Annotated in this window: 14 protein-coding genes; 9 read left to right on the top strand and 5 right to left on the bottom strand. The window is 66.2% G+C overall.

Annotated elements, in window-relative coordinates:
• Position 1 precedes the first annotated feature (1 nt).
• The 7 genes from ispH to MRS60_RS13325 all read left to right on the top strand — a co-directional run bounded on the left by ispH (position 2) and on the right by MRS60_RS13325 (position 6,793).
• Positions 2-982: a 4-hydroxy-3-methylbut-2-enyl diphosphate reductase gene (gene ispH / locus MRS60_RS13355; RefSeq protein WP_034178810.1), complete on the top strand. Its 981-nt coding sequence runs from the start codon at positions 2-4 to the stop codon at positions 980-982.
• A 203-nt stretch (positions 983-1,185) separates the two neighbouring features.
• Positions 1,186-1,932: an amino acid-binding protein gene (locus MRS60_RS13350; protein WP_243564821.1), complete on the top strand. Its 747-nt coding sequence runs from the start codon at positions 1,186-1,188 to the stop codon at positions 1,930-1,932.
• A gap of 213 nt (positions 1,933-2,145) precedes the next feature.
• Positions 2,146-3,096 (top strand): branched-chain amino acid ABC transporter permease, encoded by a 951-nt coding sequence (locus MRS60_RS13345; protein WP_034178808.1) that lies wholly within the window; start codon positions 2,146-2,148, stop codon positions 3,094-3,096.
• Between the two features lie 18 nt (positions 3,097-3,114).
• Positions 3,115-4,284: an ABC transporter permease subunit gene (locus tag MRS60_RS13340; protein ID WP_034178807.1), complete on the top strand. Its 1,170-nt coding sequence runs from the start codon at positions 3,115-3,117 to the stop codon at positions 4,282-4,284.
• A gap of 23 nt (positions 4,285-4,307) precedes the next feature.
• Positions 4,308-5,084, top strand: coding sequence for an ABC transporter ATP-binding protein (locus MRS60_RS13335; RefSeq protein ID WP_034178806.1), 777 nt, complete (start codon positions 4,308-4,310; stop codon positions 5,082-5,084).
• Entirely contained in the window at positions 5,084-5,800 is a 717-nt protein-coding gene (locus MRS60_RS13330; protein WP_034178805.1) for an ABC transporter ATP-binding protein, read from the top strand. Before MRS60_RS13335 ends, MRS60_RS13330 begins: the two co-directional genes overlap by 1 nt.
• A gap of 321 nt (positions 5,801-6,121) precedes the next feature.
• The gene (locus tag MRS60_RS13325) at positions 6,122-6,793 is read left to right on the top strand and encodes a DUF2278 family protein (protein WP_034178804.1); all 672 of its coding nucleotides are present in this window, start codon (positions 6,122-6,124) and stop codon (positions 6,791-6,793) included.
• A gap of 27 nt (positions 6,794-6,820) precedes the next feature.
• Here the strand turns inward: MRS60_RS13325 and MRS60_RS13320 are convergent, their stop codons facing one another.
• The 3 genes from MRS60_RS13320 to MRS60_RS13310 all read right to left on the bottom strand — a co-directional run bounded on the left by MRS60_RS13320 (position 6,821) and on the right by MRS60_RS13310 (position 9,794).
• On the bottom strand, positions 6,821-7,276 hold the full coding sequence (locus MRS60_RS13320) for a GNAT family acetyltransferase (protein WP_217590030.1): 456 nt from the start codon (positions 7,274-7,276) through the stop codon (positions 6,821-6,823).
• 13 nt (positions 7,277-7,289) lie between these two features.
• Positions 7,290-8,474, bottom strand: coding sequence for an acetylornithine transaminase (locus tag MRS60_RS13315; RefSeq protein WP_034178802.1), 1,185 nt, complete (start codon positions 8,472-8,474; stop codon positions 7,290-7,292).
• Positions 8,475-8,762: 288 nt separating this feature from the next.
• Positions 8,763-9,794 (bottom strand): CDP-6-deoxy-delta-3,4-glucoseen reductase, encoded by a 1,032-nt coding sequence (locus tag MRS60_RS13310; RefSeq protein ID WP_034178801.1) that lies wholly within the window; start codon positions 9,792-9,794, stop codon positions 8,763-8,765.
• Positions 9,795-9,901: 107 nt separating this feature from the next.
• Here MRS60_RS13310 and MRS60_RS13305 point away from each other — a divergent pair, with 107 nt between their 5' ends.
• Positions 9,902-10,939 carry an NAD-dependent epimerase/dehydratase family protein gene (locus MRS60_RS13305; protein ID WP_034178800.1) on the top strand — a complete coding sequence of 346 codons (1,038 nt, stop codon included), beginning with the start codon at positions 9,902-9,904 and terminating at the stop codon, positions 10,937-10,939.
• Here MRS60_RS13305 and MRS60_RS13300 read toward each other — a convergent pair.
• Positions 10,922-11,110 (bottom strand): hypothetical protein, encoded by a 189-nt coding sequence (locus MRS60_RS13300; protein WP_034178799.1) that lies wholly within the window; start codon positions 11,108-11,110, stop codon positions 10,922-10,924. The two genes, MRS60_RS13305 and MRS60_RS13300, sit on opposite strands and share 18 nt — an antisense overlap.
• 106 nt (positions 11,111-11,216) lie before the next feature.
• Positions 11,217-11,933 (bottom strand): pseudouridine synthase, encoded by a 717-nt coding sequence (locus MRS60_RS13295; RefSeq protein ID WP_243564820.1) that lies wholly within the window; start codon positions 11,931-11,933, stop codon positions 11,217-11,219.
• Between the two features lie 105 nt (positions 11,934-12,038).
• Here MRS60_RS13295 and copC point away from each other — a divergent pair, with 105 nt between their 5' ends.
• Positions 12,039-12,413 carry a copper homeostasis periplasmic binding protein CopC gene (copC, locus tag MRS60_RS13290; RefSeq protein WP_034178797.1) on the top strand — a complete coding sequence of 125 codons (375 nt, stop codon included), beginning with the start codon at positions 12,039-12,041 and terminating at the stop codon, positions 12,411-12,413.
• Positions 12,414-12,456: the final 43 nt, after the last annotated feature.

The following is a 12,456-nucleotide window of genomic DNA, read 5'->3' as shown; positions in this document are numbered from 1 at the left end:
CATGAGCACCACCGATACGCTGTCCGGGCAGACCGTCGCCGCCGACGCCGAAATCCTGCTGGCCCAGCCGCGCGGCTTCTGCGCGGGCGTCGACCGTGCGATCGAGATCGTCGAGCGCGCGATCGCGATGCACGGTGCGCCGATCTATGTCCGTCACGAAATCGTCCACAACAAGTACGTGGTCGAGGATCTGAAGAAGAAAGGCGCGATCTTCGTCGAGGAACTCGAGGAAGTGCCGGCCGGCAATACCGTGATCTTCAGCGCGCACGGCGTGTCGAAGGCCGTGCGCGACGAGGCCGACGTGCGCGGGTTGCGCATTTACGACGCAACCTGCCCGCTGGTCACGAAGGTGCACGTCGAGGTGGCGAAAATGCGCCAGGACGGCGTCGATATCGTGATGATCGGGCACAAGGGCCACCCGGAAGTCGAAGGCACGATGGGGCAGGTCGAGCGCGGCATGCATCTCGTCGAGAGCGTCGAGGACGTGCAGAAGCTCGAGCTCGCCGATCCCGAGCGCATCGCGCTCGTCACGCAGACGACGCTGTCCGTCGACGACGCGGCCGAGATCATCGCCGCGCTGAAGGCGAAGTATCCGAAGATCCGCGAGCCGAAGAAGCAGGACATCTGCTACGCGACGCAGAACCGCCAGGATGCGGTGAAGTTCATGGCGCCGCAGTGCGACGTCGTGATCGTCGTCGGCAGCCCGAACAGCTCGAACTCGAGCCGGCTTCGCGAAGTGGCCGAGAAGCGCGGTGTGGACGCGTACATGGTCGATGCGCCCGACCAGATCGATCCGGCATGGGTCGCAGGCAAGCGCCGCATCGGCGTGACGGCCGGCGCGTCGGCACCCGAAGTGCTCGCCCAGGCCGTAATCGCGCGACTGCGCGAACTCGGCGTGCGCAACGTTCGCGCGCTCGACGGCATCGAGGAAAACGTGTCGTTTCCGCTGCCACGCGGGTTGAACCTGCCGCCCGCTGCCTGATTGCCGCATCGCACCCGCGGAACACCGAAGCGCGCCTCCCGGCGCGCTTTTTTTTGTACGTCGAAATCGAGATCGCAACCATTATTCGCGATCATGGTGCAACCCGGTTGCTCCGGATGTTCGTAACCGTCTCTCAAAATTGGTTGCAATGCAGGAAAACCCCATCGAATCAGGATTATTGGCGTCCTATAAATGGAGTTACAATGCGCCCGTTTTCAAGCCTGAATGGCTTTGAAATCGGATTTTGGCAAGGCGCGGGAGACCATTCAATGCATGTGAAGTTGGCTTACGCCGTGTCCGTCGCCGCACCGGTTGCAATGCGTGCCGGTTGCAGCAAAAAGAGCGACGACGGGGCGGGCAGGGAGGCTGCGGTGTTCGCGGCATCGCCGGCCAGCGGCGTGCGCGTCGCCGGAACCGGTCGTGCGGCACCATCGGTGTGCCGCATTGCGCAGCAATTGGGCAAGGACAAGGAAAACGGGGCACGTTTGGCGATCGAGGAAATCAACGCGCTTGGCCTGGCGAACGGTCGGGCAGCGGGCATGCAGGTTGCATTGCAACAAGCCGCCGGTCGCGGTGTGACAACGACCGTGCGCGCCGATCGACGGATGCCGGCTATGGCGCCCGGCGATGCGGGCAGCGCGGGGATGTCACCGGCCCCCTTTCATTTCGATTCGACGAAACAGCGTGTCGCCGCGAGCGGTGGTGTCGTGGTGCGCGGCTTGGTTCGTACGATGGATTCCCACGCAGCCCCGACGCATGTCGGGCGCGGCTTTCGCGATGCCTTGCCAGGCGACGCGGCACGGAATCCGATCCGCCTGGATGCGGGGCTTGCCTCGCACCGGACGGTAAAAGGCACGGATGCCGGGCAACCGGACGATGGCCGTCCCGGCATGCTGCCCTACGACTTCAAGGAGGCTACGAACACCGTCCTCGACGTCGTGACGATTTAGCGACGGGACTCATGACGGCACCGGAACAGTGCGGTGCCGTTTTTGTATCCGCTCCGGCGGCAGGTCCGGCCGTACAGGCCGGGCGGCGCGCGCCGGGACGATCCACACCCTTACCGGTATCGACTAGTACCCGCAGTGTCGCCGAGAAGGCGCGATTCCTCGCTTACCCGCGGGGCGCAACGTCCTCCGGCAGCACGGGCCAAGGAGCTTTAAATGGATATTTTCGTCCAGCAGGTTCTCAACGGGCTGGTGCTCGGCAGTGTGTACGCCATCATCGCGTTGGGTTACACGATGGTGTACGGCATTCTCGGCATCATCAACTTCGCGCACGGCGACGTGCTGATGATCGGCGCGATGGTCGCGTTGTCGGCCATCACCGTGCTGCAGAACCACTTCCCCGGACTCGGCAACATCGCCACGCTGACGATCGGCCTGGGCATTGCCGCGGTCGTTTGTGCATTCGTGGGCTTCACGATCGAGCGTGTCGCGTACCGGCCGCTGCGCCGCGCGCCGCGTCTCGCGCCGCTGATCACCGCGATCGGCGTGTCGATCCTGCTGCAGACGGCCGCGATGATCATCTGGTCGCGCAACCCGCTGCCGTTCCCGCAATTGCTGCCGACCGATCCGATCAACGTGATCAAGGCGACCGACACGACGCCCGGCGCCGTGATCTCGGTGACTGAAATCGTGATCATCGCGGTGGCGTTCATCGTGATGGGCGGCCTGCTGCTGCTCGTGCACAAGACCAAGCTCGGCCGCGCGATGCGCGCGATCGCCGAAAGCCCGAACACGGCAAGCCTGATGGGCGTGAACCCGAACTTCGTGATTTCCGCGACGTTCATGATCGGCTCCGCGCTTGCCGCGCTGGCCGGCGTGATGATCGCGTCCGAATACGGCAACGTGCACTTCTACATGGGCTTCATCCCCGGCATGAAGGCGTTCACGGCGGCGGTGCTCGGCGGGATCGGCAACCTCGGCGGTGCGATGGTCGGCGGCGTGCTGCTCGGCCTGATCGAGCAGCTCGGTGCCGGCTACATCGGCAACCTCACGGGCGGCGTATTCGGCAGTAACTACCAGGACGTGTTCGCCTTCATCGTGCTGATCATCGTGCTGGTGTTCCGTCCGTCGGGCCTGCTGGGCGAACGGGTCGCGGATCGCGCGTAACGGAAGGGAGCAAACAACATGACATCCATTCAACCGATCGAATCCTCGACGTCGCTCGTCGAAGAGCGCAACACCGCCAAGACCGTCGTCATCGGCATCCTGACCGCTGTATTCGTGATCGCCGCACCGATCATCATCGGCTCGGCCGGCGGCAACTACTGGGTCCGCGTGCTCGACTTCGCGATGCTGTACGTGATGCTCGCGCTCGGCCTGAACGTGGTGGTCGGCTTCGCCGGCCTGCTCGACCTCGGCTACATCGCGTTCTACGCGGTGGGCGCGTACACGGCGGCGCTGCTGAGCTCGCCGCACCTGACCTCGCAGTTCGAGTGGATCGCGGCCATCGCGCCCGGCGGGCTGCACATCCCGTTCCTGATCATCGTGCCGATCGCGATGGCGCTGGCGGCCACCTTCGGGATCCTGCTCGGTGCGCCGACGCTGCGCCTGCGCGGCGACTATCTGGCGATCGTGACGCTCGGCTTCGGTGAAATCGTCCGGATCTTCATGAACAACCTCGACCGTCCGGTGAACATCACCAACGGCCCGAAGGGGATCACGGGGATCGATCCGGTGCACGTCGGCGGCTTCAACCTGTCGCAGACGCACTCGCTGTTCGGCTTCCAGCTGCCGTCGGTCTACATGTACTACTACCTGTTCGTGCTGTGCTCGCTGCTGGTGATCTGGGTGTGTACGCGCCTGCAGCACTCGCGTATCGGCCGCGCATGGGCGGCAATCCGCGAGGACGAGATCGCGGCGAAGGCGATGGGCATCAACACCCGTAACGTGAAGCTGCTCGCGTTCGCGATGGGCGCGTCGTTCGGCGGCCTGTCGGGCTCGATGTTCGGCGCGTTCCAGGGCTTCGTGTCGCCGGAATCGTTCACGTTCTGGGAATCGATCGTCGTGCTCGCCTGCGTGGTGCTCGGCGGCATGGGCCATATCCCGGGCGTGATCCTGGGCGCGGTGCTGCTCGCGATCTTCCCGGAATTCCTGCGCTCGACGATGAGCCCGCTGCAGCATGCGCTGTTCGGTCATGACATCGTCGATACGGAAGTGATCCGTCAGGCGCTGTACGGCCTCGCGATGGTGATCATCATGCTGTACCGCTCGGAAGGCCTGTGGCCCGCGCCGAAGCATGAGGACAAGATCGCGAAACTGGCGAAGCGCGCCAGCAAGAAGCCGGTGCGCGCGTAACGAACGGACAAGGGGATACACACATGAGCGACAAGCAAATCCGACTGTCCGTGCAGGGCGTGAACAAACGCTTCGGCGGCCTGCAGGCACTGTCCGACGTCGGCCTGCAGATCAAGGAAGGCGAGATCTACGGCCTGATCGGCCCGAACGGCGCAGGCAAGACGACGTTCTTCAACGTGATCACGGGCCTCTATACGCCGGACTCCGGCGACTTCAAGCTGGACGGCCAGAACTACACGCCGACGGCCGTGCACCAGGTGGCGAAGGCGGGCATCGCGCGCACGTTCCAGAACATCCGCCTGTTCGGCGGGATGACGGCCCTCGAGAACGTGATGGTGGGCCGCCACGTGCGCACCAAGCACGGCCTGCTCGGCGCGGTGTTCCAGACGCCGGCCGAACGCCAGGAAGAGCGCGAGATCAAGGAACGCGCGATCGAGCTGCTCGAATACGTGGGCGTGCTGCAGTACGCCGACTACACGTCGCGCAACCTGTCGTACGGCCACCAGCGCCGTCTCGAGATCGCGCGGGCCCTTGCGACCGACCCGAAGCTGCTCGCGCTCGACGAGCCGGCGGCCGGGATGAACGCGACCGAGAAGGTCGAACTCACGCGCCTGCTCGACAAGATCCGCTCGGACGGCCGCACGATTCTGCTGATCGAGCACGACGTGAAGCTCGTGATGGGGCTGTGCAACCGGATGACGGTGCTCGATTACGGCAAGGTGATCGCCGAGGGTCTGCCGCAGGACGTGCAGAAGAATCCGAAGGTGATTGAGGCATATCTCGGCGCAGGGGTGCACTGATGGCAGCGGCAATGTTGAAAATCAAGGGCTTGCAGGTCAACTACGGCGGCATTCAGGCCGTCAAGGGCGTTGACATGGAAGTCCGTCAGGGCGAGCTCGTGACGCTGATCGGCGCGAACGGCGCAGGCAAGACCACGACGATGAAGGCGATCACGGGTCTGAAGCCGTATTCGGCGGGCGACATCGAGTACGACGGCAAGTCGATCAAGGGCATCCCGGCGCACGAACTGCTCAAGCGCGGCCTCGCGATGGTGCCGGAAGGCCGCGGGATCTTCGCGCGGATGTCGATCGTCGAGAACATGCAGATGGGCGCTTACCTGCGCAACGACACCGAGCAGATCAAGAAGGACGTCGACCGGATGTTCGGCTTCTTCCCGCGGCTGAAGGAGCGTGCCTCGCAGCTCGCGGGCACGCTGTCGGGCGGCGAGCAGCAGATGCTGGCGATGTCGCGCGCGATTCTGTCCAAGCCGAAGCTGCTGCTGCTCGACGAGCCGTCGATGGGGCTGTCGCCGATCATGGTCGAGAAGATCTTCGAAGTGGTGCGCGAGATCTCGAAGGAGGGCATCACGGTGCTGCTCGTCGAGCAGAACGCGCGCCTTGCGCTGCAGGCGGCCGACCGCGGTTACGTGATGGACTCGGGCATGGTCACGATGGAAGGCGACGCGAAGCAGATGCTCGACGATCCGAAGGTGCGAGCAGCGTATCTCGGCGAGTAAGTGGATGAATGAGCGGGCCCGGTGACGCGCGGCGGCAGATGCCGCGTGCGTCATGCAAGGGCTTTCGAAAGGCTGTCACGGGATGCCGTGACAGCCTTTTTTTCGTGTCGTGCGATTCGTGTCGAACTGAACTGAACTGAACTGAACTGTGCGTGCGGAGGCGACTCCATTCGACTGTTGCACCACGCACGCGACACGGGAAACGACAGGGCAGGCCACGCGACGCCGGTCGCCCGCAGCCGGTCGCCCGCAGCCGGTCGCCCGCAAACCGACACACGGGCCGCGTGGCATCGACAGCCCATCGGCACACGGAGAACGTGCATGAGTCTGGACTACGGTTTCGTGAAGGCGAAGGTGACATCGGTGGCGAAGCTGAAGGGCTCGCCGCACGGCAGCGAGATCCAGTATCACATCCACCTGACGCTGGCGCTGCCGGCCGGCGACTGGGATGTCGCGATCAACGTCGGCACCAGCGATGCGGACGACTTGCTGAACTACAAGCTCGTCTACGATTTCCACCATCCCGTCACGCAGACGCTTGCGGCCGCGGCGGAAGGCTACACCGACCTCACGGGGCAGGCCGCGCTGCCCGCGCTCGACTACCTGCGCAGCGACATCCTGAACGAGACGGGCGCGTGGCGCGCGAGCGCGGTGATGGACGGCACCGAGAACCCGGAGCCGATCCCGTCGCTGCTGCGGCTCGTGAGCGCCGCGCAGTCGCAGGGCCTCGACGTCGTCGTGTTCGGCCGCACCTATGCGGAAGGCAACGGCATTCACGACACGCACATGAACCAGGGTTCGACGGGCCCGAACTACCTGCATCGCGCAGGCGACGACCATAACGACCACAACGACGTCTGGCAGGACGGCGCGCTGATCGTGCGCGTGAGCGATACGCAGTGGGCCGCGTATTTCGCGGCGTTCGAACAGCAGGCCGTGCCGACCGATGCGCTCGGCAATCCGCTGCCGGACGCGGGGCCGATCACGCGCTGAGGCCGGCCGCTGTCGCGGCCGGCGGCATCACGCGGCCGGCAGCGTCTTGCCGAACGAGATGCGCTCCTCGACGCGATAGCCGAGCGCCGCATAAAAGCGGCACGCATCGTCGTTGCCGGGCAGCACCTGCAGGTTGATCTTCATGCAGCCGCGCGCGGCGAGCGTGCTTTCCGCGTGCGCGATCAGCGCACGGCCGACGCCGAGCCGCCGCGCGTCGTTCGCGACGCCGAACGAGTAGAGCCAGCCGCGATGTCCGTCGAAACCCGCCATCAACGTGCCGACGACGCGCGCGCCGCTGGTCGCGACGAAGAACAGCTCGGGCTGCGTCGCGAGCTTCAGCTCGATCGATCGCAGCGGATCGCGGTGCGGCGGCGCGCCGGCTTCGTCGTATTGCGGGAACGCGTCGCGCCATACCGCGAGCACGGCATCGGTGTCGGCGCGTTCGAACGGGCGGATCGCGACAGCATCGGCGGCGGCATCCATCGCGGCGGTCTCCTTAGAGCGTGTCGAGGATCGACCGCAGCATCGCCATCATCTGGTCGATCTCGTCGGTCGTCACGTTCAGCGCGGGCATGAAGCGCAGCAGGTTCGGCCGCGCGGCGTTCAGCAGCAGGCCGTCGGGCTGCATGTCGCGCGCCTTCTCGACGATCTGCGGGCCGATGTCCTTGCCGAGCAGCAGCGCGCGCAGCAGGCCTTCGCCGCGTTCGCCCTCGAAGCCGCGCTCCTCCGACAGCTCGAGCAGCTTGCGCTTCAGGTATTCGCCGCGTGCGCGCACGCCTTCGAGGAAGCCGGGCGCGACGAGCTGCGAGATCACCGAATAGCCGGCCGCCGTCATCAGCGGGTTACCGTTGTACGTGCCGCCCTGGTCGCCGGCCTCGAACACCGCGACGTCGGCCTTCGACAGCAGCGCAGCGAGCGGCACGCCGCTGCCGATGCCCTTGCCGAGCGTCATGACATCCGGCTCGATGTCGGCGAGCTCGTACGCGAACAGCGTACCCGCACGGCCGCAGCCGCTCTGCACTTCGTCGACGATCAGCAGCAGGTTGTGCTGCTTCGTCAGCGCGCGCAGTTCGCGCATGAACTCGCGCGTTGCCGGGATCACGCCGCCTTCGCCCTGGATCGGTTCGAGCATCACGGCGACGGTCTTGTCGGTGATCAGCTTCTCGACCGAGTTGATGTTGTTCAGTTCGGCCTTCGGGAAGCCCGGCACCTGCGGCGCGTAGATCGTGTCCCAGCCCGGCTTGCCGCTGGCCGACATCGTCGCGAGCGTGCGGCCGTGGAAGCTGTGATCGAACGTGATGATCTCGTACGCGCCGTTGCGGAACTTGCGGCCCCACTTCCGCGCGAGCTTGATCGCACCTTCGTTCGCCTCGGCGCCGCTGTTCGTGAAGAACACCTTGTCGAACACGCTGTGTTGCGTGAGCAGGCCCGCAAGCTTCGCCATCGGCTCGTTGTAGAACGCCGGCGACGGGTTCAGCAGCTTTTCGGCCTGCGTCTTCAGCGCTTCGACGACACCGTCGTTGCAGTGGCCGAGGCTATTGACGGCCCAGCCCTGGATGAAGTCCAGATAGCGCTTGCCCGTGTGATCGTAGAGCCACGAACCCTTGCCGTGCGTAAACACGATGTCGGGGCGGTTCGTGATGTACATCAGCGAGTCGATCGGGTAATCGTTCAAGGGCATGGCAGCAGACTCCAGCGGACGTTGAAAGGGAAACGGGGCAATAAAAAAGCCACGGAAGGCCGTGGCTGGTGGGTTCGAACAGCTTGTGCGTAACCGGTGAAGCAGTGTGGGGGTTACGCGCGAGTCCGTGACGAGCCTGCGGCATCCGGGCGGAGCGGCGAGCGGCGACGTCGAAGGGCGGACAGGAAGCGGTTCATGTGCGCAAGCATAAGGCATCCCGCGCCCCACTGTAAACCGCCGCGATGCCATGGATGTGACATCGCGACGCGGAGCGCGGGTGTGCCTTACTCAGACCGGATGCGCGAGATCGGCGGCGCTCGTGAACGAGTCCGCGTAGAACTCGTCGGCCGGCAGCGCGTGGTGCTGCGTGAAGTCGCGCTGCGCGGATTCGACCATCACCGGCGCGCCGCACGCGTACACCTGATGACCCGACAGATCGGGCAGGTCCTCGATCACCGCGCGATGGACGAAGCCCGTGCGGCCCGTCCACTGGTCGCCGTCGTCGGGCTCGGAGAGCACCGGCACGTACTTGAAGTTCGGGATTTCGCTGGCCCACTGCTCGGCGAGCTCGCCGAGATAGATGTCCTTCTTGCGGCGTGCGCCCCAGTAGAGCGTCATCGGGCGCGTGATGCCCCGGTGCTTCACGTGCTCGATGATCGCCTTGATCGGCGCGAAGCCCGTGCCCGATGCAAGCAGTACGATCGGCTTGTCGGAATCCTCGCGCAGGAAGAACGTGCCGAGCGGGCCTTCGAAGCGCAGGATGTCGCGCTCCTTCATCGCGCCGAACACGTGGTCGGTGAACTTGCCGCCCGGCATGTGGCGGATGTGCAGCTCGATCGGGCCTTCCTCGTGCGGCGCGTTCGCCATCGAGTAGCTGCGGCGCGAGCCGTCCTTCAGGATGAACTCGACGTACTGGCCCGCGAGGTATTGCAGGCGCTCGTTGGCGGGCAACTGCAGCTTCACGACCATCACGTCGTCGGCCTTGCGCTCGAGCGCGGCGATCCGGCACGGCAGCTTCTTGACCTGCACGCCGTCGACGCCGGCGATTTCGCGCACGTCGATCTCGAGATCGCACTGCGCCTTCGAGCAGCACAGCAGCGCGAGACCGCGCGTGCGCTCGTCATTGGACAGTGCCGACGCGGCATGCGGGCCCTGTTCGATCTGGCCCGACACGATCTGGCCCTTGCAGGAGCCGCACGCGCCGTTCTTGCAGCCGTACGGCAGATGGACGTTCTGGCGCAGCGCCGCCGCCAGCACGGTTTCGTCCGACTCGACCTGGAATTGCCGGCCGCTTTGCTTGAGAGTGACGTTGAATGCCATAGAACCAAACTAGAACAAAATGTGGGGACCGTGCATGTCGAGCACGGCAGCTACAATGCAAACCCGTTGCGCGTCGCGCAGCGGTGGCTACTGATTTCGCAACCAACATGATCGCGACACGAATCCTGCGCCGGCCGCGCGCACTGATCGTCGGCTGCGGCGACGTCGGCATGCGCTGCGTCGCGCAATGGCGCGACACGCGCCGCAACCTGCGGATCTTCGCGCTGACGAGCCACCCGGCCCGCCGCGACGAGCTGCGTGCCGCGGGCGCGACGCCGATCGTCGGCGACCTCGATCGCCGCGCGACGCTCGGCCGCCTCGCGGGCCTTGCCCGCACGATCCTGCATCTCGCGCCGCCGCAGTCCGACGGCCGCGACGACCGGCGCACGCGTGCGCTGATCGCCGCAACGACCGTGCCCGCGCGACGCCCGGCGGCACCGCCGGCACCTGCGGTCGGTCGGCTCCGAACGCTGCGCGCCGCTGCCCGGCAGGCCGGCGCGCCCGTTCGGGCAGCGCGTATTGTACCCGACGGTCTTCGCGCGCCGAGGCTCGTCTATGCGAGCACGACGGGCGTATACGGCGATTGCGGCGGCGCGCGCATCGACGAAACGCACCCGCTGCGTCCCGCGAATCCGCGCGCGTTCCGGCGCGTGTCGGCCGAGCGGCAACTGCGCGCGGCGACGGTGCGCGGCGTGCTGTCCGCGCGCATCGTGCGCATTCCCGGCATCTACGCGGCGAACCGTCTGCCGGTCGCGCGGCTCGAGCGCGGCACGCCGGCGCTCGAGCCGGCCGACGACGTCTACACGAACCATATCCACGCGGACGATCTCGCGGCGATCCTGCGCCGGGCGGCCGAGCGCGGCAGGCCGGCGCGCGCCGTGCACGCGTCGGACGACAGCGAACTGCGGATGGGGGAGTATTTCGACCGGGTCGCGCAGGCGCTCGGCCTGCCGCTGCCGCCGCGCGTCAGCCGCGCGGACGCCGAGCGTCAGCTCGAACCGACGCTGCTGTCGTTCATGCGCGAGTCGCGGCGCCTGTCCAACGCACGGCTCAAGGCCGAATTGTGCGTGACGTTGCGTTATCCGACCGTAGACGATTTCCTTCAAACGCTCGCGCCGGGCAGCGCGTCAGGTCAGCGCCGGTAACGCCTCGATCAGCAGGAAGCACAGCAGCGCACCGATCAGCGCGCCGATCAGGTTCGGATGATATTTGTGCTTCATGTGCATCGCGGCCAGCAGCCCGCCGATCACGATGACACCGACGACCGCGAACGCGATCATCACGTACGACAGTTCGAAAGAATGGTTGATGTTCATGATGTCTCCCCCTGCATCGCTGCTCGTACAGCTTGTGATTCGAGTATAGCGGGGGATCGTACGGCCGAGACGCGGCCGGACACCGAACGGTCGTGCGGATTTTCCCTTACAGGGTTTTGACCGGATTGCGCAACGCTGAAAGGTCGTCGTCATCGAGCCAGCGCCACGCGCCGGGTTCGAGGTCGTCCGGCAGTGCGAAGCCGCCGATGCTTTCGCGATGCAGCAACTCGACGCGGTTGCTCGCCGCCGCGACCATGCGTTTCACCTGGTGATACTTGCCTTCGAGGACGGTCAGCGCGAGCGCGTGCGTGTCGCGCGCGTCGGCGGCGATCGCCGCGATCGGCTTCGGCTCGCCGTGGAGCTGCACGCCGGTGCGCAGCGCGTGCAACTGCGCATCGTCGAGCGGGTGGCGCACGGTCGCGACGTAAGTCTTCGGCACCTTGCGCTTCGGCGACGTGTACGCGTGCACGAACTGGCCGTCGTCGGACAGCAGCAGCAGGCCCGTCGTGTCCTGGTCGAGACGGCCGACGCACTGCACGCCGCGCGCGACGAGCGGCGCGGGCAGCAGGCTGAACACGCTTGCATGATGTTGCGGATCGCGCGAGCACTCGTAGCCGGCCGGCTTGTTGAGCGCGAGATACGCGCGCGCGTGGAACGGCCAGGCCGTATCGTCGACCGAGAACACGAGGCCGTCGGTGTCGAACGTGGCGTCGGGGTCGGTCGCGCTGGCGCCCGCGACGGCGACGCGGCCCGCTTCGATCAGGCCGCGGCACTGGCGGCGCGAGCCGAAGCCCTGGGTGTAGAGAATGCTTTCGAGATCCATAGCGCGCGCATTCTATCAAGCGGCGCGCGGTCGGCATGAATACGCTGCGCTGGTAAGCTGCCGAAACGCGCCGCGCCGCGCTCGTTCATTTTTCACGGAAGGACCATGCACTTCGATTCGTTCCCGTTCGGCCGCAAGGCTGCCGCCGTCATCGTTGCTGCGACCGTTTCGTCGGCCGCGTTCGCGCATGCGCATCTCGCGAAGAGCGATCCGGCGGCGGGCGCGGCGCTGGCCGCCGCACCGGCCGCCGTCACGATCGATTTCACCGAGCCGCTGGAGCCGGCGTTCAGCTCGATCGTCGTCGTCGACGGCGACGGCAAGACGGTGTCGAACGGCAGCGCGCGCATCGATGCGTCGAACCGCAAGCGGATGACGGTGCCGCTCACGGCGATCGGCACGGGCGCCTATACGGTGAAATGGGTGGCCGTCGCGACCGACGGGCACCGCACGCAAGGTGCGTACGGCTTCGGCGTGAAGTGACGCAACAGCGGAGGCAGGCCCGTGCCGGGGTTGCCGCCGCTCT

This window comes from Burkholderia pyrrocinia (assembly GCF_022809715.1).
GTDB lineage: Bacteria > Pseudomonadota > Gammaproteobacteria > Burkholderiales > Burkholderiaceae > Burkholderia > Burkholderia pyrrocinia_C.
The sequence above is the reverse complement of the archived record's forward strand: the minus strand, read 5'-3'. Positions and strand labels throughout refer to the sequence as shown.